The sequence below is a fragment of the Algoriphagus jejuensis genome (genome assembly GCF_039523455.1).
In the GTDB taxonomy this organism is placed as follows: Bacteria; Bacteroidota; Bacteroidia; order Cytophagales; family Cyclobacteriaceae; genus Algoriphagus; species Algoriphagus jejuensis.
In genome coordinates this window covers 926870-946867 of the sequence record NZ_BAAAFI010000002.1, presented here as the reverse complement: position 1 = coordinate 946867, position 19998 = coordinate 926870, and the positions used below count along the sequence as shown (strand labels likewise).

The following is a 19998-nucleotide window of genomic DNA, read 5'->3' as shown; positions in this document are numbered from 1 at the left end:
ATGTCGTAAATAAGTTGTGGTAACTCCTTTTACGACTTTCATGGCTGCGGGTGAATTTCCCCTATTCATGAATGTTTTATACCTTAAATCCAAAGACTCGTTTATGAACATCACGCAGATTGAAAAATGTCTGGAAAATCTGACGGTAGATACTCCGGCAAAGTTTGGGATAATGACCCCACACCACATGGTCGAGCATCTCACTATCACTGTCAAAATCTCCTACAACCGGATTAAAATCCCTGAATTTGAACTGAATGAAAAACAACACCTTCAAAAGAAAGCGCTCTTGGATACGCCTTTAGAGTTCCCAAAAGGAATACTCGCGCCAGGTATGAATGCGGGTGAACTGATGCCCTTGAGAAGTGCTGATCTAGCTGAAGCAAAAAAGCAGCTCATGGCCAGTGTTTTGGCTTATCATGAGTTCTTTGCTGCCGATCCCCACGCGAAGTCCGTCCATCCAAGGTTTGGAAAATTGACCTATGCCGAATGGGAAAGATTTCACCCTAAGCATTTCAAACATCATTTCGAACAGTTTAGGATCTGGCAATAACGCCAGCATCGTATACAAATAACAAAGATTCTGTAAACGCAAAAAAGCCAGCTGAAAAGAGCTGGCTTTGAATAATATGGCGGCGACCTACTCTCCCGGGTGTAACCCCAGTACCATCGGCGCTGCAGGGCTTAACTTCTCTGTTCGGGATGGGAAGAGGTGGGACCCCTGCGCTAGGCCGCCTAAATCTTGAAGATTTTCAGATCCAAAAGCTTAGAATCAAATGGAGAAGTATCCTTCTCTATTCTCGTCTCTTGTTTCTATCTTCTAATATATTATATCTCTCGTTTGGCTTTTCCAATCGATTGTAAGAGAATTTGTAGCAAAAAGCCCATTGGAGTGAACCAAAGGGCTTTGAATAATGTGGCGGCGACCTACTCTCCCGGGTGTAACCCCAGTACCATCGGCGCTGCAGGGCTTAACTTCTCTGTTCGGGATGGGAAGAGGTGGGACCCCTGCGCTAGGCCGCCTAAATCTTGATGTCTGTGACATCCTAATCTGGTAAGTTCTTCTTCTGTCTTCCGTCTCCGGTCTCCAGACTCTTTTTAACACATATCGGTAGAAATTGTAACTGAGGGTAGGTAAGTTTTTGGGCAATTAGTACTACTCGGCTATGACATTGCTGCCTTTACACCTATAGCCTATCAACGTCATCGTCTCTGACGGCCCTATATGGAAGTCTCATCTTGAGGGGAGTTTCGCACTTAGATGCTTTCAGCGCTTATCTCTTCCCGACGTAGCTACCCGGCAATGCAATTGGCATCACAACCGGTACACCAGCGGTCAGTCCAACCCGGTCCTCTCGTACTAAGGTCAGGTCCTCGCAAACTTCCCACGCCCGCAACAGATAGGGACCGAACTGTCTCACGACGTTCTGAACCCAGCTCGCGTGCCACTTTAATCGGCGAACAGCCGAACCCTTGGGACCTTCTCCAGCCCCAGGATGTGACGAGCCGACATCGAGGTGCCAAACCTCCCCGTCGATATGAGCTCTTGGGGGAGATCAGCCTGTTATCCCCAGCGTACCTTTTATCCTTTGAGCGACGGCTCTTCCATTCAAAACCGCCGGATCACTATACCCGTGTTTCCACCCTGCTCGGCTTGTCGGCCTTACAGTCAAGCTCCCTTATGCTATTGCACTCCTCGTACGGTTACCAAGCGTACTGAGGGAACCTTTGGAAGCCTCCGTTATCCTTTTGGAGGCGACCACCCCAGTCAAACTACCCACCAAGCAATGTCCCCCATACGGGGTTAGATACCAAACAAACAAAGGGTGGTATTTCAACAGTGACTCCACAGATCCTGGCGAACCCGCTTCACAGTCTCCCACCTATCCTACACATCATTTGTCCAGTACCAATACTAAGCTGCAGTAAAGGTGCATGGGGTCTTTCCGTCCCGTTGCGGGTACGCGGCATCTTCACCGCGACTACAATTTCACCGAGCTCATGGTTGAGACAGCGCCCAGATCGTTACACCATTCGTGCAGGTCGGAACTTACCCGACAAGGAATTTCGCTACCTTAGGACCGTTATAGTTACGGCCGCCGTTTACTGGGGCTTCGATTCAATGCGTCTCTTGCGATAACATCCCCTCTTAACCTTCCAGCACCGGGCAGGTGTCAGGCCTTATACTTAGTCTTGAAACTTTGCAAAGCCATGTGTTTTTGTTAAACAGTCGCCTGGGCCTCTTCACTGCGGCCCCCGTCACCGGGGGCGCCCCTTCTCCCGAAGTTACAGGGCCATTTTGCCGAGTTCCTTAACCATGATTCACTCGAGCACCTTAGGATTCTCTCCTCGACCACCTGTGTCGGTTTGCGGTACGGGTGACTATACGCTTAGCGCTAGAAGTTTTTCTTGGAAGCCCTTAGGATCACTATCTGATTGTCCGAAAACGCTCAGTACTATCAGCTTCGGCTAAACCCACGCATTTAACTATGGGTCCAATACCTACTGCCTTTAACCCGGTATTCCGTCACCGGGCGGATCTTTCATCACTCCGTCACTCCATTGCCTGTATAACCAGTATGGGAATATTAACCCATTGTCCATCCACTACCCCTCTCGGGTTCGCGTTAGGTCCCGACTAACCCTGATCCGATTAACGTTGATCAGGAAACCTGGGTCTTACGGTGGGCGGGTTTCTCGCCCGCCTTATCGTTACTTATGCCTACATTTGCTTTTCCAAAAACTCCAGCACCCCTTACAGGATACCTTCGCCGTCGTTGGAATGCTCCCCTACCACTCGTCCATTGCTGGATCGAATCCTTCGCTTCGGTACTAGATTTGATGCCCGATTATTATCGACGCCCTGTCGCTCGACCAGTGAGCTGTTACGCACTCTTTAAAGGAATAGCTGCTTCCAAGCTAACCTCCTGGCTGTCTCTGCAACTGGACCACCTTTGTTCAACTTAATCTAGATTTGGGGACCTTAGCGGAAGGTCTGGGTTCTTTCCCTCTCGGACTGGGACCTTAGCACCCCAGCCCTCACTGCCGGTTCTGTATGACGGCATTCGGAGTTCGTCAGGATTTGGTAGGATGTGACTCCCCCTAGTCCTATCGGTAGCTCTACCTCCGTCATACAATTCCCGACGCTGTTCCTAAAAACATTTCGGGGAGTACGAGCTATTTCTTAGTTTGATTAGCCTTTCACCCCTACCCACAGCTCATCCGGAAGCTTTTCAACGCTTATCGGTTCGGTCCTCCAGTTGGTTTTACCCAACCTTCAACCTGGCCATGGGTAGATCACTAAGTTTCGCGTCTACCCCCTCTGACTCAGACGCCCTTTCAGACTCGCTTTCGCTCCGGGTACGGCACTGAATGCCTTACCCTTGCCAGAGAGGAGTAACTCGTAGGCTCATTATGCAAAAGGCACGCCGTCACCAAATCACTTGGCTCCGACCGCTTGTAAGCGCACGGTTTCAGGTTCTATTTCACCCTCCTATTCGGAGTACTTTTCACCTTTCCCTCACGGTACTCGTTCACTATCGGTCTCTCAGGAGTATTTAGCCTTACCGGATGGTGCCGGCAGCTTCAATCGGGATTTCTCCGGTCCCGACCTACTCAGGATACCCGTCTCGACCACAATCCTTCCAATACGGGACTCTCACCCCCTTCGGTCTGCTTTCCCACGCAGTTCTCGTCGGATTGTGCTCGATTATACAGGTCCTACAACCCCGTACCTGCCGTAACAGGTACGGTTTGGGCTAATCCGCGTTCGCTCGCCACTACTTACGGAATCATTGTTATTTTCTCCTCCTATGGGTACTTAGATGTTTCAGTTCCCCACGTTCGCTTTCCTTGCGGAATAACCATTGCTGGCTGGGTTGCCCCATTCGGACATCCACGGATCAATTCGTATTGGCCGATCCCCGTGGCTTTTCGCAGCTTATCACGTCCTTCCTCGCCTCTGAGAGCCTAGGCATCCCCCGTGCGCCCTTAATCACTTACTTCTACTCTGTCTTGATCGCTCAAAACTTCTGTTACAATTTCTACTTCAATATGTCAATGAACTTAATTCTCCACTTATGGAGAAATGAAATGGTATAAGACCATTTTGGCAAAGTGGAGGATAACGGATTCGAACCGTTGACCCCCTGCGTGCAAGGCAGGTGCTCTAGCCAGCTGAGCTAATCCCCCGAAATAGTTGAAATTGTGGGCTTGCGTGGACTCGAACCACGGACCTCTACATTATCAGTGTAGCGCTCTAACCACCTGAGCTACAAGCCCGACTCAAAATATCTNTGCGCCCTTAATCACTTACTTCTACTCTGTCTTGATCGCTCAAAACTTCTGTTACAATTTCTACTTCAATATGTCAATGAACTTGTCCCCTCCTATCGAGGGAAGTGTGAAGTGTGTAAGTGAGAACCTGAGTGACAGGTTTCTTTCCAGAAAGGAGGTGTTCCAGCCGCACCTTCCGGTACGGCTACCTTGTTACGACTTAGCCCCAGTTACCGGTTCTACCCTAAACGGCTCCTCAACGGTTACCGCCTTCAGGTCTACCCGACTTCCATGGCTTGACGGGCGGTGTGTACAAGGTCCGGGAACGTATTCACCGCGCCATGGCTGATGCGCGATTACTAGCGATTCCAGCTTCATGGGGTCGAGTTGCAGACCCCAATCCGAACTGAGACGCACTTTTAGAGGTTGGCATCCTGTTGCCAGGTAGCTACCCGCTGTATGCGCCATTGTAGCACGTGTGTCGCCCTGGGCGTAAGGGCCATGATGACCTGACGTCGTCCCCTCCTTCCTCTCTGTTTGCACAGGCAGTCTGTCTAGAGTCCCCACCATTACGTGCTGGCAACTAAACATAGGGGTTGCGCTCGTTGCGGGACTTAACCCAACACCTCACGGCACGAGCTGACGACGGCCATGCAGCACCTTGTTTCGGGTCATTGCTGACTGTACTGTCTCCAATACATTCCCTCACATTCTAGCCCAGGTAAGGTTCCTCGCGTATCATCGAATTAAACCACATGCTCCACCGCTTGTGCGGACCCCCGTCAATTCCTTTGAGTTTCACCGTTGCCGGCGTACTCCCCAGGTGGATTACTTAACGCTTTCGCTTGGCCGCTACACCCTACGGCATAACAGCGAGTAATCATCGTTTACGGCATGGACTACCAGGGTATCTAATCCTGTTCGCTACCCATGCTTTCGTGCCTCAGCGTCAGTTGTTGGCCAGTACAATGCCTTCGCTATCGGTGTTCCTGATGGTATCTATGCATTTCACCGCTACACCATCAATTCCATGTACCCCTCCAACACTCAAGCTCCCCAGTATCAATGGCACTGCCCCGGTTGAGCCGGGGTCTTTCACCACTGACTTAAAGAGCCGCCTACGCACCCTTTAAACCCAATAAATCCGGACAACGCTTGCACCCTCCGTATTACCGCGGCTGCTGGCACGGAGTTAGCCGGTGCTTATTCATCTGGTACCGGCAATTTTCCACGCATGGACTTTTTCTTCCCAGATAAAAGCAGTTTACAACGCAGAACGCCGTCTTCCTGCACGCGGCATGGCTGGGTCAGACTCTCGTCCATTGCCCAATATTCCCTACTGCTGCCTCCCGTAGGAGTCTGGCCCGTATCTCAGTGCCAGTGTGGGGGACCTTCCTCTCAGAACCCCTACTGATCGTCGCCTTGGTGGTCCGTTACACCGCCAACTAGCTAATCAGACGCATGCCCATCTCATACCGATGAATCTTTAACAGCTCGCAGATGCCCTTGTGCTGTGCCATGGGGTATTAATCCAGATTTCTCCGGGCTATCCCCCTGTATGAGGTAGGTTGCATACGCGTTACGCACCCGTACGCCGCTCTAGGTCTCAGATTACTCCTCGACTTGCCGCTCGACTTGCATGTATTAGGCCTGCCGCTAGCGTTCATCCTGAGCCAGGATCAAACTCTCCATTGTAAATTATCATTCTTATCCGATGCCGGGCGCCTAAGCTTCCCAACATCGCCTGTCGTTTCCTCAGGCTATTCTCATCTTACAACACTTCAAAGAACTTGTCCGACCTCATTTGGCCGGTCTGTCAAAAACCAGGGCTCAATCCCCGCCTTTCGTCTGTTTTAATCTTTCTGCCTTCCGTTCCTTGCGAACCGGGATGCAAAGGTAAGTGAATCTTTTCCATTTACAACTCGGATTGAAAAATAATTTTAATTTTTTTCCGCCCCAGCTGCCTCGATTCGGCCTTTTTACAACCATCCCAACCCCCGATTCCAATATCCCTCTCAGCCGTTCGCCTCGATTGGGAGTGCAAATATCCCCCTTTTTTTCTCCCCAACAATACCCAACTCCAAAAATTATCACCCTTTTTCCTAACTCCCTGAAAATGATCAGGGAAATTTTAAATCAAATAAAAACGCCTTGGGAATTGAGTTCCCAAGGCGTTTTCTATCGAATGTTTTGGCAATTACAGTTCTTTCAGAACAATGTTTTTCCAGTAGACTTTAATCCCGCCGCCGTCATGGATCTGCAAACAAACGCCTCCTTTTCCTTCGGCTATTTTAGCATCGGTGAAGTTTACCATTTCTACTCCATTCAAGTAAGAAGTGACATTCCCTCCTTTGACCACAATCTTCATCTTGTTCCATTCGCCGAATTTCAAGGCTTTGTCCTTTTCTGGATCAGGCTTCACCAACCAGCCTCTTCCGTAAGACTCATAGATTCCACCAGTATCATGGCCAGGAGGAGCCACCTCTACTTGCCAACCCGAAACTTTGGTACCATCTACCGTAGATCGGATAAAAACGCCACTATTGCCATTCGCCTCTTGTTTGAACTCAAGGTTGATTTCGAAGTCTTCGAAATGCTCCTCGGTTCCCAGATATCCATAACCTTTGTCTGGGCCACTTTCAGAAATCAACAAGCCATCTTCCACGTACCATTTTTCGCTTCCATAGATCACCCAACCGGTGAGATCTTTTCCATTAAACAGCTTTTTCTTCTTTTGGGCAAAGGTTACCTGGGCTACCAAAAGCAAAAGCCCAACGATTACTAATTTTTTCATAAATAGGTTATTTTTAAAGAGGTCTAATTTTAATATTCTTGAACCAAGTCTCTGCGCCATGATCCTGAAGTGAAATCAAACCAGATTTTGAAATCGCATAATCAGGAAACTCGTTCCACTTACCAGAATTACGCGCAGTAACCCATGCTTCGGAGTATGGAATGAACTCAACCGTCTTCTTTCCATTCAAGTAATAGCTTGAGCCCTTCTCGGAAAAAATAATTTTGGACGTATTCCACTCGCCTGCCGGCTTCACCACTCCTTCGTAATCTGGTTCAGTCATCGCATAATCGGCGCCTATTGACTGCCATTTCTCCAACGGATCAGGGAAACCTAATTGATCGATCATCTGATATTCCGGCCCAGTCTCGTAGGGTGCTTTATACTTTGGACCCTCTACCACATGGTAGAGCACACCACTATTGCCGCCCGGAGCAATCTTCCAAGTCCACTCCATCTCGAACTGCTCAAATTCCATCGGAGCAAAAACGATGTCTCCTCCGATATCTCCGCCTTTACCCAATGCTTTCAAAGCGCCGTCCTCCACAGTCCAGCCGTCCGAAGGAAAACTATCTCCGTTGAAAGCTCTCCAACCATCCGTGTTTGTCCCATCGAACAGGAGCATCCAGCCGGAACCTTTTTCTTCTTCGGACAGCGAGTTGTCCGAAATGACTACCACATCCTCAGTGGCGTCGGCTGTTTCCTCGGTTGTTTTTGGGCTACATGCCCAGGCCAAAGCCAGCATAGCTGCTAAGGCGATCGAACTTTTCTTCATAGTGTTTAAGGTAGTTTCATGTTTAATGGGGGCTTATTATTTGTCGAAAAAATGCCCAGAATTCAAATTCACAATGCCACCTGTCTTAATTTGATACAAGAGCTTTCTGGTTTTACTTTCTTCGCAAAAAAAGGCCCACTAATTTTGAGCCTAAAAGTTAATTGAATTTTTTATAAAAGTACTCAATACAAAGTTTAATTTTTACAAGTGGAAAAGGAAATCATTCTCTGGCTTTCTTTATAATCTATTGAAATAGTCCATTGCATACAAAAGTCGACTCCCATACCAAGAGAACATCTCTCCATCGACCAAGAGAATCCTGGACTCTGGCAAAATCTTCTGGAAAGCCTTTCTATGTTTTTCCCTGAAAGGAAAGGGCTCTGAACTCAAAAGAACGAAGTTAGGAGAAAGCCGAATTAATTCCTCTTCGCCGATCTCGGGATAGCGCTCAGTTTGGATGAGGTTTTCGAAGCCTGCTAAAGCAAGCATCGAGTCGATAAAAGTGTTTTTCCCAACAGTCATTTTGGGATTGTCCCAAATCAAGTAAACACAAGTCCCTTTATATGGGGTTCCCTGTGCTAGGGAAGTTTCAATTTGAGCAACAATCTCTGACGCCTTAATTTCCGTTCCAGTGATTCTTCCAAAATCAGCAATCATCAGAAGGGAATCATTGAGATCAAAAATATCGCTCATCCAAACCGGGTAGATTTTAGCCAGTCTTTCAATCCCTTCTTGATCGTTCTCTTCCTTGTTTCCAATGATAAGATCGGGCTCTAAACCCTCGATTACATCAAATCGGTAATTCTTAGTTCCACCTACGATGGTTTTACTCTTCCGAAGCTGAGAAGGACGCACGCAAAACCTGGTCACTCCGACGATTTGCTCCTCCAAGCCCAAATCCACCAAGAGCTCTGTCTGCGACGGAACCAAAGAGATAATTCGCCGGGGTGGTTTTGGGAGAAAAACTGAACGGCAAAGATGGTCGGTAAAGAACATTTGGAGTATCGGTTTTTAGTTACCAGTTATCGGAAAGTGGTATTCCTCGCCCCCCCCAACAACTAGTAACCCAATTATCTTTAACTGATGTATCTGAAATCAAAACTTGGATCAAAATCCTTCAAAAACTCGAACATCAAGTTGATCACCTGTTCGATGTCATCCTTACTGGCGGTTTCGACCGTTGTATGCATGTATTTCAGTGGAAGTGAAATCAGTGCAGAAGGCACGCCTTCATTGGAATAGGCAAACGCATCCGTGTCGGTGCCAGTCACTCGTGAAGCAGCTGAGCGTTGGAAAGGGATTTCACTCTTTTGGGCCGTGGCAATGATCAACTCAAGCAACTTCTTATGTACCGACGCACCGTAGGTTAAGACTGGGCCTTTGCCGGCAGTCTGATCTCCACTCGTCACCTTATTATAGAGCGGCGCTGTGGTGTCGTGGCAGACGTCTGTGATGATCGCAACGTTCGGTTTGATTTTGGCAGCGATCATTTGCGCACCTCGAAGTCCGATTTCCTCTTGAACCGCATTTACTATATAGAGTCCAAAAGGAAACTGCGCTCCAGACTCTTTGATCTTGCGGGCAACCTCAGCAATCATGTAGCCGCCGATCCTATTGTCAAGGGCACGTCCTGAGTAGAATTTCCCATTCAGTTCCGTGAGTTCATCTTTGAAAGTAATCACACAGCCGACGTGAATCCCCATTTCCTCCACCTCTGCTTTTGAGCGAGCTCCCACGTCGATGAAGATATTGTCCAGTGTAGGCGCGTCTTCTTTTCCTTCTTTTCTCACATGGATCGCCGGCCAGCCGAAAACTCCTGGGACAATTCCACCATCAGTGTGGATATTCACCCGCATGGAAGGCGCGATCATGTGATCCGAGCCGCCATTTCGGCGCACATAGATGTACCCGTCGTCTTTGATGTAGTTGACAAACCAGCTGATCTCATCTGCATGTGCTTCGATGACTACTTTGTATTCCGCCTCCGGATTGATCACCCCGACGGCCGTCCCATAGTTGTCCGTGAAATAGCTGTCCACAAATGGACGGATATAATCGAGCCAAATCTGCTGGCCAGACGCTTCAAAGCCTGTGGGAGAAGCGTTGTTTAGATATTTATATAGAAAGGTGTTCGAAGCCATTTTCTTGATTTGAGAATTATGAATTTAAAATTTTGAGTTAAAGTGGAATGTTCCCATGCTTCTTCCTCGGCAATTTATCCACTTTATTTTCGAGCATTTTGAAGGCTTTGATGAGTTTGGTGCGGGTTTCGGAAGGATAAATCACCTCATCGATAAATCCCCGATGAGCAGCCCGATAAGGGTTAGCAAATTTGGCAGTGTATTCATCGACTTTTTCCCGAAGTTTTGCTTCGGGATCTGCAGCTTCAGCTATTTCCCTTTTGAAAATAATCTCCGCAGCACCTTTTGCTCCCATCACGGCAATCTCAGCCGTCGGCCAGGCATAGTTCAGATCTGCTCCGATATGCTTGGAGTTCATGACGTCATAAGCTCCGCCATACGCTTTTCTGGTGATCACGGTAATTCTCGGAACCGTCGCCTCCGAAAAAGCATACAACAGCTTTGCTCCGTTAGTAATGATCCCGTTCCATTCCTGATCTGTCCCAGGCAGGAACCCGGGCACATCGACCAACACCAACAGCGGTACATTGAAGCTGTCGCAAAATCTCACAAAGCGCGCGGCTTTGACCGAGGCATTGTTGTCCAACACGCCAGCCATCGACTGAGGTTGATTGCCCACAATTCCAATGCTTCGTCCGGCGATTCTCGCAAAACCAACCACGATATTGTCGGCATAATTTTCATGTACTTCCAAGAAAGATTCTTCATCCACAATCCCTCTCACCACATCGCGGATGTCGTAGGGATGATTGGGATTTTCCGGAATGATCGTATCGAGGATTTTTCTGGTTTCGTCTTTCTTCAATTCGTAAGCATACACCGGCGCCGTGTCTTCACAGTTTTGAGGAATGTAACTTAGTAATCGTTTGATGTGTTGGATCGCTTCGAGTTCGTTGGCGCAGGCAAAATGGGTCACTCCAGACTTGGTGCTGTGCGCCGATGCACCTCCCAACTCTTCGGCAGTGACTGATTCTTGAGTGACTGTCTTCACCACGTTTGGCCCCGTCACAAACATATAGGAGGTGTTTTCCACCATCAAAACAAAGTCAGTGATCGCCGGAGAATAAACCGCCCCGCCCGCACAAGGCCCCATGATAGCTGAAATCTGGGGGATCACGCCAGAAGCAAGAGTATTCCTGTAGAAAATATCGGCGTAGCCGCCGAGGGAATTCACCCCTTCTTGGATTCTTGCTCCACCGGAATCATTCAAGCCAATCACCGGCGCACCATTTTTCATGGCCATATCCATGATTTTGCAGATCTTCTCCGCGTGGGTTTCCGAAAGAGATCCTCCGAAAACCGTGAAATCCTGGGAGAAAACATAAACAAGTCTTCCGTTGATCTCGCCGTAGCCAGTGATGACTCCGTCTCCCAGATAGTGCTCTTTATCCAGACCAAAGTCCTTGGATCGATGCATTACAAAGCGGTCAATTTCCTCAAATGTCCCTTCATCCATCAGCAATTCTACCCGCTCCCGTGCCGAAAGCTTGCCTTTCTTATGCTGAGCTGCGATTCGGGCTTCCCCACCACCGAGTTGTGCTTCTGCATTTTTCTTTTTAAGCAGTGTGAATTTTTCCGCGCTGTCGGGCAAGGTCTCGGGTTTATACAGTTCAGACATTTTAGATTTTTTTATCCTGACCAAATATAGTCCGAACCGGGAATTGAAAACGTGAAAAACAGAAAAGTTATGGGAGCTCCTATTTTCGGATTTTCGCCCGTTAGCAATTTTCCAAATAAGAAAACAGAACTTTTCAGGCACGATATTCNTTTTTTCTCCCCAACAATACCCAACTCCAAAAATTATCACCCTTTTTCCTAACTCCCTGAAAATGATCAGGGAAATTTTAAATCTCTTTTCTCGAAAAATTAGATATTTAATTCCAACTACTCTATTAAAAACCCACGAAAACAAAATATAATTTCAATATTTACCAAAAACTCAATACTTAAAGAAGGCCGGATTGGAGTAGTAGCGCTGTTTTGCATGCTTGGAGAGAAAAACATACCTCACAGACATTTCATGAGCTCCCCCAGATGACCCCAATCCAAGTTTTGAAATAGGGTAATCAAAACTATATCCCAGATCAATGCCTGCTGACAGATTGATCCCCAACAAAAAAATCAAAGCTTCATTATTAGGCAGGGTATACTTGGTAGGCAGACCCCGATACCACATCCCCAACACCAGAGGTTCGAAGAAAAACTCTGCTCCAAGGTCTAGTTGAGAAAAACCCCCTTGCTTTTTGTAATTGAATCCCAAGGTCAATGTGCGCTCCTGATCTGTATTGTTAAAAAAATCATTGATATCTCCGGCAGCCAAGTTCAGCCTATAGCCCCCATGCAGGGAGTACTTCATCGGAAGCTGATTGGTATCGTCAGCCAAATAGCTGATCTCCGGCTCCAACAAATGGGAAACCGATACACCAAACCAAGCTTTCTCCCCATAGTATAAGAGTCCGGCGTGCGCATCGGCTGACCTGATCTGACTGTCGCCCTCAAAGGAATCTCCCGGCTCGCCCAGTATCTGACCAGTATCGATGTTCAACTGCGTCCCTAAAATCACCCGATCAAAGAGTGCGTCCCGGGCCACGAAGCTTCCCTGAACACCTGCCTGGACGTAATTTTTCTCGCTCAGCTTAAGTCGATACGAATACGTCAAGCCGATTTCATTTAGACTGGTCTGCGTAAAAGACTCTTGTGCGCCCTGTATTATAAGGCCAAAGCCAGAGTTAATCCGCTCATCGTAATGATCAAAATATGCGGTGTAGGCCACAAAACTCGCGTCCATCGCAGGCCATTGATTCCTGAAATTGACTCCAGCCCTGGTCAACCCGGTGCTCCCTGTAAAGGCAGGATTTAGATAAATCGGGTTTGCGTAGTATTGACTGTACTGGATATCCTGCGCAAAAAGCGCTGTATTCCCTATAAGAAAAAGCAGGAGCAGTCGGACCTTTCTCATCGGATCAGTCTGAATTTACCACTGTCCTTTACTTTTTCCCCGTCGGTAGCCAGCCCATTGACTCGATAGACATACACGCCGGCATCCTGCAGCTTTCCTTCCAGTGTTCCGTCCCAACCGATAGTTTGCAAATCCTCAGACCTGAATATCAATTCTCCCCACATATTAAAAATCAACAGCTCGAACTGAACCAATCCTTTGTGCTTGGGCAAAAAGGTAGCGTTTTGCTCCTTTCCCGGGGTGAATCCTGTTGGCACCATCAATCGGTAACTTCGGGTTACAGAGACCGATTTGACTAAACGCTCCTGACAACCGTATTGATCGGTGATGATAAGTTCCACTTCGAAATCGCCTTTTTTTCCAAAAACATGAGTCGGGTTCTTAGCCTGCGAAGTTCCGCCGCCTCCAAAATTCCATTCCCATTCTACTGCACTTTTGTCGGAAAGGTCCTTGAATTGAATCTCGTCATCTGGAAAAACTCCCCCACCTGTCTCATCTTTTACCCCAGAACCTTTGACTCCAAAGTCAAAATCTATCGTCAACTCTGCTTCTTGAACAAACACTTCTATTAACATTGCTTCGGAATAGCAATCCAAAGATTTCCGTTTGACCCGAAATTCATATTCTCCCGATTGCCCCACGGATTTCAATTCATCATTGGTAAACGTCCGTCCCATTCCCGTAAGCTGGTAATCATAGCGCGCGGTGTCGTATCCCGTGATTTCGGCAGTGATATCTAAGGTCTGGCCTGGTACGCAGCCTACGATGGGAGATTCGATCTCGATCTCAGGAAGATCTGGCAATTCAATTTTGACTTGGTTACTCGTCACAGGGCAGTTTTTTCTATTGTATCCTAGGATTTCATATACTCCCTCCTCACTCGCGGTATAGGTCGCCTCTACTGATCCTGCTAGCAGTTCCCCGTCTTTGTACCATTCATAGCGCTCATAGACCTCATTGCCAATCCCCTCTAAGTCCACCGACTCCCCTGCACAGATCTCCATTTTGTCCACAGGTTCACTTTGACCAGCGACCAAGAGGCGGATCGGCTCGGGGGACTCCTCGATCTTAATGGTAATCGAATTCCCACTGGAAGTCTTCCCATAGCTATCGGTGAGCGTATAGTAGATGGTCACTTCCTCACCGATATAGTCTTCGTTGGGAAAAAAGGCAAAATTATCCGGCTCGTCTCCCGCAGTGAAAGTCCCCTCTGGCAGCACCAGCACGCGGTTTTGCTCCAGACATCTAGCCTGCTGGCAGACATCCCCCTCCCCTGCTTCGATTTCCTCGGCCGAGGCATACAACTGCAGGCACCGCATCACACTATTTTCATTAGGAAGTAAAATACCTTCTTCTGGAATGTAGAATTGATTTTCCTGCCCCGCACAGGAGGTGAGATCACTGATATCGATTGATTCTGGAGTTTGAAGAGCCTCGTCGGCAGAGACCTGTACGATCAGATTTCGTATCTCATGAAAATTAGTCGATCCGCCAGTAGACGCCGCAAATCCGATCTTGAGATTTTGGGGAGCTGGATATGGAAAAGCATTTCCCGGGAAAATCGTGACCAGCCTCGGTTTTCCAGCCTCCGTCGTCACTTCCATCTCCAATTTCACCAGGTAACCGACGCCTGTTGGATGTGGCTCCAATTCGAGAAACACCTTGCGATAGCCCACCGCATTAGGATCGGTCACACGCTGTGTACCTGGCCCACCCGAACTTAGAGGGAAACGATATTGCACATCAAGAGCGAGATCCTCCGCTCCCGCTGGAGGATTTTGGGTCATTCTACCAATCACATAGTCATAGCCCGAGACCCCGCTTCCTCCTTTTCTTAGCGTAATACTATTTGGAAAAAGTGCCGATGAGCCTCCCAAAAAACCTCCAACCTTGCCCTCGGCCGTGTTGCTGAAATTGCCGAAGGCATCGAAACCCAAACCCAAATATGCACCCGTTAATCCAGGTTGTCCATTTCGCTGAGCGTAGCCCAATGAACCTCCAAATCCTCCAGGGGCAAAATTGCTCACATCCGCATCGAACAAAAAAACAGTAAGTCCGTCTCCCCCCGTCCCTCCGTACATCATGTATTCAAATTCCACTTTGATCCCATATAGAGAAGAAAACGGAAAATCAATGTAAATGTATCCTTTCAGGTCATTTTGGCTATGTGTCAGCTGAAGAGCCGCGCCCCTGACCAAGGATATGCCACCACCAGAAACAGTATTGGCCGTCGTATTGTCCGATTGAAAAGATTCACAATAGGGGAAGCCCACCTGACCTACAGATCGTGTAGTAAGCAGGGCAAAAAACAAAAGAAGTACTACGCAGTGAAATCGATTCAAGACAGGTTATTTGGTTTCTTAAATAAACTGACTAGAATCCTAAAAAACAAAAAGCTCCCGAAGCCTAACCTCGGGAGCTTCTCAAACAATCTACTCGAAAGTACTATCTCAATATGGTCTGAACTCGATCTGGCCCTACTGAAACGAGCTTGATCGGCACGTTCAACGCGGATTCCAAAAAGGCGACGTATTCTTTCAGTTCGACAGGAAATTCGTCGTATGACCGAACATCAGCCAAGGAGCAATGCCAGCCCTTCATCGTTTTATAAACAGGAGTTACCTCTGTGTCCGTGATCTCGAAGCTCAGTCGATCGATCTTCTCTCCATTTGGAAGTTGATAGTCCGTACAAACCTTGATTTCTTCAAAAATATTCAGCACGTCAGCCTTCATCATAAAGAGCTGCGTGACACCATTGATCATGATAGAATATTTCAAAGCCGGAAGATCCAACCAGCCACATCTGCGAGGACGTCCTGTGGTGCTTCCAAACTCATTGCCTTCTTTGCGCATCGCTTCACCTGTGGCATCGAAAAGCTCGGTTGGAAAAGGCCCACTACCCACTCGGGTGCAATAGGCTTTGAAAATCCCGAAGACCTCACCGATTTTGGAAGGAGAAACCCCCAAACCCGTACAAGCTCCCGCAGTCATGGTCGTGCTGCTGGTGACGAATGGATAACTTCCGAAATCCACATCTAGCAAGGATCCCTGCGCCCCTTCGGCCAGGATTCGCTTGTGGGCCTTCAAGGCGTCATTAACTACATATTCGCTGTCAATGAGATTGAGTGACTTGACAAATTCCACGGCCTCGAAGAACTGGCCTTCCATTTCTTCCAGTTTTTCAATTGGAAAGTTATAGAATGAAAGCGTGGTTTTATGCTTTTCTACCAACACCTGATATTTCTCCCGAAAGTCTGGGCTGAGGATGTCACCTACGCGAAGTGCCGAACGACCGATCTTGTCTTGGTAGGTTGGCCCGATACCTTTAAGCGTAGATCCGATTTTCTTGTCTCCCTTGGACTGCTCGTAGGCCGCGTCCAAAAGTTTATGCGTAGGAATGATGATGGTGGCCTTCTTGGAAACCACCATGTTTTTATGGTAATCGATCGAGAACTTGGCCAGCCCTTCGATCTCTTTCTTGAGAATGATTGGGTCAAGTACAACTCCGTTGCCAATAATATTAAGGATCTGAGGTCTGAAAATTCCAGAGGGAATCTGATGAAGGACGTGCTTAATCCCGTCAAATTCTAAGGTGTGACCTGCATTCGGACCTCCTTGAAATCTAGCAACAACCTCATATTGAGGGGCTAATACGTCAACAATCTTACCTTTTCCTTCATCTCCCCATTGGAGACCCAGCAATACATCCATCTTCATTTGAAGTGCAGTCTAAGCTAATTTTTGAGTTTTTAAATGGCGAAATTTGCGATAAGGGCATAGAAAACCAAGGGAAACAATCTATTTATTATCTCAGCACTTTTCCAAAAAAGCTAAAAAGTGTTTGCAGGAGCGCTGGCTTCAGTTCTTGGTTTTAAACTCTTCCACCGAATCATAGACCGTGAAAATATTGTTGAGTTTGGTGATGATGAGGAGTTTTTTGACATGCTCAGAGGGAGAGGTCAAATAAACCTCACCGCCGACATTCCGCATTTTGGTCAGCATAGTAATCAATAGTCCGATGCCGCTGGAACTAATGTATCGCACCTCACTCAGGTCAATGACAAAGGTTCGTCCTCCCTCTTGGATCGCGTCGGACACTACTTCGACCAATTTTGGACCGACTTCGTCTCCGATCAAATCACCCTCAATAGCCAAATAGTGGGCTTTGTCGTCCTTGCTCGTTTTATAATTTAATTTCATCCTGTACTTCTGTTTTCTGGGTTTTGCAGTCGCCGTTATTACACTGTCCATACAGCATGAGGGAATGATGCAGAACTTTAAAATTCAATATTTCCCCAACCGTATTTTGAATATTCTGGATGCGGGGATCACAGAACTCATACACTTTGCCACACTCCACGCAGATCATGTGGTCGTGTTGCTTGTAGCCGTAGGATTTCTCGAATTGGGCCAGGTTTTTACCAAATTGATGCTTGGTCACCAAATCACATTCCACGAGTAGGTCGAGGGTATTGTAAACAGTGGCGCGGCTGACCCGGTAATTTTTGTTTTTCATGCTGATATAGAGACCCTCTACATCAAAATGTCCGGACCGGCTATAGATTTCTTCCAAGATCGCATAGCGCTCTGGAGTTTTTCGGAGTTTTTGGTTTTCCAGATATGCGGTAAATATCTTTTTGACCTCTTCGAAATGTGCGGTATTCAAAGGCATTTTCTGCGTTTTTTTTCAAATATAACTTTTGTCCCCTATAAATGATTCCATCAATCGAAACGGGAGACCTTGATGATACCCTCCACTTGTAAGAGATTTTTGATCAAATGATCCAAATGCTCGGTGCTGTGCACATACAGTTTGATCGCTCCTTCAAATATCCCCGCGTCAGAATCCACGGTGATTGACCGCATATTCACTTTCAGTTCGTTGGAGATTACTTTGGTGACATCGTTGATCAAGCCCACTCGGTCGGTCCCGAGGATGTTGAGCCCTGCTAGGAATGCAATCTCCTTTTGGCTGGTCCATCGAGCTTTGATCACTCTATTTCCGTGATTAGACAACAATTCCAAGGCATTGGGACAGGAAGTCCGATGGATTTTGATTCCCTCATTGATTGTCACAAAGCCAAACACATCATCGCCCGGGATGGGATTGCAACACTTAGCCAAAATATAATCCACCACGTCCATGTCTTCCCCGATCAGCAGCTGATCGTGCTCAGAGCCTTTGATGTTCTTTATTTCTTTAGTAAAAGAAGACTCGTCTTTAACTTTCTCGCTGCCCTTACTTTTGGACTTCTGAATCTCCTTAAAGTCCTTGAATGCCTTAATCGAGGTCGGGTCGATGATCCCCTTCCCTACCCGATAGTAGAACTCATTGGCTGTCTTCAACTCAAAATAGGCCCGAAGTTGTTCGACTCTTTCGGAGGTAAAATCCATCTTCATCGCCTTGAGCTTGCGTTGGACAATCTCTCTTCCATCCACGATCGCCGATTTCTTTTCCTCGCGGAGCGCATCTTTGATCTTCGCTTTGGCCCTTGAGGTGACGACGTTGCTCAGCCAGTCTTCGGTAGGCTTTTGCTTGCCAGACGTCAGAATCTCGACTTGGTCCCCATTTTTCAGTTTATGGCTGATTGGTACCAATTTCTGGTTGACTTTGGCACCGATACATTTCGCGCCGATCTCGGTGTGGATTTCAAACGCAAAATCCAATGCCGTTGATCCCACTGGCAACACTTTCAGGTCTCCTTTGGGAGTAAAAACAAACACTTCGTCGTGAAACAGGTTTCCCCTGAAATCATCCATGAATTCGATGGCGTTCCCATCGTTGGACTCCAAGATTGCTCGCACCTGCCCGATCCAATCGTCCAATCCAGAGGGACCCTTGCCGGTGTAATCCCGATCTTTATACTTCCAGTGAGCGGCATAGCCCCGCTCGGCGATTTCGTCCATCCTGGCTGTCCGGATCTGTACTTCTACCCACTGGCCGGTGTTACTCATCACGGTGGTGTGAAGAGACTCGTAGCCGTTGGATCTGGGTGTGCTGATCCAGTCGCGGAGTCGGTCAGGATTGGGTCGATAGAAGTCTGTCACAATCGAATATACCTGCCAGCAATCAGCCTTCTCGTTTTCCAGCTTACTGTCCAGGATGATTCGAATTGCAAACAGATCATAGACCTCCTCAAAGGGGATGTTCTGTTTTTTCATCTTGTTGTAGATGGAAAAGACCGACTTCGGACGCCCCTTGACCGCAAACTTGAATCCTTGCTTGGCCAGCTCCTCCTCAATAGGCTGAACGAAAATCTTGATGAATTTATTCCGATAGCTTTTGGACTCGTTTATCTTCTGGACGATCTCCTTATACGTGTCCGTATCGGTAAACTTGAGGTGCAAGTCCTCCAATTCAGACTTGATAATATACAACCCGAGTCGATGCGCAAGCGGCGCATAAAGGTACATGGTTTCCGAGGCGATCTTCAGCTGCTTATGACGGGGCATACTCGACAGCGTCCGCATATTGTTCAGCCTATCAGCCAGCTTGATCAAGATCACCCGTACGTCATCCGAAAGTGTCAAAAGCATCTTTCGAAAGTTTTCGGCCTGCTGGGAGCTCCCATACTCAAAGACGCCAGAGATCTTGGTTAGCCCATCGATGATCGTCATGACCTTGTGGCCAAACTCTCGCTCGATATCTTCCAGCTCCAGATCGGTATCCTCTACCACGTCGTGCAGCAATGCAGCAATGATAGAGGTAGTACCGAGCCCTATCTCCTCCACGCAGATTAGCGCCACTTCTAGCGGATGGTAGATATAGGGTTCGCCAGACTTCCTGCGCATATCTTTGTGTGCCTCCAGCGAGATGTTGAAAGCCTTTTTGATCATCGCGGTATCACCCTGCTTCAAAATCGGCTTGGCCTGCTTGAGTAACTTTCGATATCTTTTTAGTATTTCCTTTCGCTCTTCTTCGATGTCCACAGGGATCATAAGGGTGGAATTTTATTCAAAATTGGGACAGGGATTAAATCATTCCACATTTTTTGGAAATATTTTTTCAGGGATTTGTTAAAAATTAAAATATGTATCTACCTTTGCATCCACA

Annotated in this window: 12 protein-coding genes, 2 tRNA genes and 4 rRNA genes; 1 reads left to right on the top strand and 17 read right to left on the bottom strand. The window is 47.5% G+C overall.

The window, feature by feature from the left end; translation table 11 throughout:
• The first annotated feature begins 67 nt into the window (after positions 1-67).
• Entirely contained in the window at positions 68-553 is a 486-nt protein-coding gene (locus tag ABD031_RS05185) for a DUF1569 domain-containing protein (protein WP_343849119.1), read from the top strand.
• A gap of 74 nt (positions 554-627) precedes the next feature.
• Here ABD031_RS05185 and rrf (ABD031_RS05180) read toward each other — a convergent pair.
• The 17 genes from rrf (ABD031_RS05180) to ABD031_RS05100 all read right to left on the bottom strand — a co-directional run bounded on the left by rrf (ABD031_RS05180) (position 628) and on the right by ABD031_RS05100 (position 19883).
• Positions 628-739 (bottom strand): 5S ribosomal RNA (gene rrf / locus ABD031_RS05180).
• Positions 740-914: 175 nt separating this feature from the next.
• A 5S ribosomal RNA gene (gene rrf / locus ABD031_RS05175) occupies positions 915-1026 on the bottom strand.
• Positions 1027-1130: 104 nt separating this feature from the next.
• A 23S ribosomal RNA gene (locus ABD031_RS05170) occupies positions 1131-4004 on the bottom strand.
• A 113-nt stretch (positions 4005-4117) separates the two neighbouring features.
• Positions 4118-4191, bottom strand: a tRNA-Ala gene (locus ABD031_RS05165).
• A gap of 16 nt (positions 4192-4207) precedes the next feature.
• Positions 4208-4281: transfer RNA gene (locus ABD031_RS05160), tRNA-Ile, on the bottom strand.
• 165 nt (positions 4282-4446) lie between these two features.
• Positions 4447-5970 (bottom strand): 16S ribosomal RNA (locus tag ABD031_RS05155).
• The 16S, 23S and 5S rRNA genes sit together here with 2 tRNA genes alongside, the layout of an rRNA operon.
• 502 nt (positions 5971-6472) lie before the next feature.
• The gene (locus tag ABD031_RS05150) at positions 6473-7069 is read right to left on the bottom strand and encodes a 3-keto-disaccharide hydrolase (RefSeq protein ID WP_343849117.1); all 597 of its coding nucleotides are present in this window, start codon (positions 7067-7069) and stop codon (positions 6473-6475) included.
• A 13-nt stretch (positions 7070-7082) separates the two neighbouring features.
• Positions 7083-7844 (bottom strand): 3-keto-disaccharide hydrolase, encoded by a 762-nt coding sequence (locus ABD031_RS05145; RefSeq protein WP_343849116.1) that lies wholly within the window; start codon positions 7842-7844, stop codon positions 7083-7085.
• Positions 7845-8081: 237 nt separating this feature from the next.
• Complete coding sequence (locus ABD031_RS05140) at positions 8082-8840, bottom strand: ABC transporter substrate-binding protein (protein ID WP_343849114.1); 759 nt, start codon at positions 8838-8840, stop codon at positions 8082-8084.
• A gap of 80 nt (positions 8841-8920) precedes the next feature.
• Positions 8921-9985, bottom strand: coding sequence for a M42 family metallopeptidase (locus ABD031_RS05135; protein ID WP_343849112.1), 1065 nt, complete (start codon positions 9983-9985; stop codon positions 8921-8923).
• Between the two features lie 37 nt (positions 9986-10022).
• Positions 10023-11603, bottom strand: a complete 1581-nt coding sequence (locus tag ABD031_RS05130) for an acyl-CoA carboxylase subunit beta (protein WP_343849110.1) — start codon at positions 11601-11603, stop codon at positions 10023-10025.
• 321 nt (positions 11604-11924) lie between these two features.
• The gene (locus tag ABD031_RS05125) at positions 11925-12944 is read right to left on the bottom strand and encodes a PorP/SprF family type IX secretion system membrane protein (protein WP_343849108.1); all 1020 of its coding nucleotides are present in this window, start codon (positions 12942-12944) and stop codon (positions 11925-11927) included.
• Positions 12941-15286, bottom strand: a complete 2346-nt coding sequence (locus ABD031_RS05120) for a PKD domain-containing protein (protein ID WP_343849106.1) — start codon at positions 15284-15286, stop codon at positions 12941-12943. The genes ABD031_RS05125 and ABD031_RS05120 overlap by 4 nt, the downstream gene beginning before the upstream one ends.
• Before the next feature lie 103 nt (positions 15287-15389).
• Positions 15390-16661 carry an adenylosuccinate synthase gene (locus ABD031_RS05115; protein ID WP_343849104.1) on the bottom strand — a complete coding sequence of 424 codons (1272 nt, stop codon included), beginning with the start codon at positions 16659-16661 and terminating at the stop codon, positions 15390-15392.
• A 141-nt stretch (positions 16662-16802) separates the two neighbouring features.
• Positions 16803-17144, bottom strand: a complete 342-nt coding sequence (locus tag ABD031_RS05110) for an STAS domain-containing protein (protein ID WP_343849102.1) — start codon at positions 17142-17144, stop codon at positions 16803-16805.
• Positions 17128-17616: a Fur family transcriptional regulator gene (locus tag ABD031_RS05105; protein WP_343849100.1), complete on the bottom strand. Its 489-nt coding sequence runs from the start codon at positions 17614-17616 to the stop codon at positions 17128-17130. Before ABD031_RS05105 ends, ABD031_RS05110 begins: the two co-directional genes overlap by 17 nt.
• A 50-nt stretch (positions 17617-17666) precedes the next feature.
• Positions 17667-19883: a RelA/SpoT family protein gene (locus ABD031_RS05100; RefSeq protein WP_343849098.1), complete on the bottom strand. Its 2217-nt coding sequence runs from the start codon at positions 19881-19883 to the stop codon at positions 17667-17669.
• Positions 19884-19998 lie beyond the last annotated feature (115 nt).

Bases quoted from the DNA above. Each gene is read 5' to 3' on its own strand.
- ABD031_RS05185 (WP_343849119.1), top strand. From the start codon at position 68: ATGAATGTTTTATACCTTAAATCCAAAGACTCGTTTATGAACATCACG.
- ABD031_RS05150 (WP_343849117.1), bottom strand. From the start codon at position 7,069: ATGAAAAAATTAGTAATCGTTGGGCTTTTGCTTTTGGTAGCCCAGGTA.
- ABD031_RS05145 (WP_343849116.1), bottom strand. From the start codon at position 7,844: ATGAAGAAAAGTTCGATCGCCTTAGCAGCTATGCTGGCTTTGGCCTGG.
- ABD031_RS05140 (WP_343849114.1), bottom strand. From the start codon at position 8,840: ATGTTCTTTACCGACCATCTTTGCCGTTCAGTTTTTCTCCCAAAACCA.
- ABD031_RS05135 (WP_343849112.1), bottom strand. From the start codon at position 9,985: ATGGCTTCGAACACCTTTCTATATAAATATCTAAACAACGCTTCTCCC.
- ABD031_RS05130 (WP_343849110.1), bottom strand. From the start codon at position 11,603: ATGTCTGAACTGTATAAACCCGAGACCTTGCCCGACAGCGCGGAAAAA.
- ABD031_RS05125 (WP_343849108.1), bottom strand. From the start codon at position 12,944: ATGAGAAAGGTCCGACTGCTCCTGCTTTTTCTTATAGGGAATACAGCG.
- ABD031_RS05115 (WP_343849104.1), bottom strand. From the start codon at position 16,661: ATGAAGATGGATGTATTGCTGGGTCTCCAATGGGGAGATGAAGGAAAA.
- ABD031_RS05110 (WP_343849102.1), bottom strand. From the start codon at position 17,144: ATGAAATTAAATTATAAAACGAGCAAGGACGACAAAGCCCACTATTTG.
- ABD031_RS05105 (WP_343849100.1), bottom strand. From the start codon at position 17,616: ATGCCTTTGAATACCGCACATTTCGAAGAGGTCAAAAAGATATTTACC.
- ABD031_RS05100 (WP_343849098.1), bottom strand. From the start codon at position 19,883: ATGATCCCTGTGGACATCGAAGAAGAGCGAAAGGAAATACTAAAAAGA.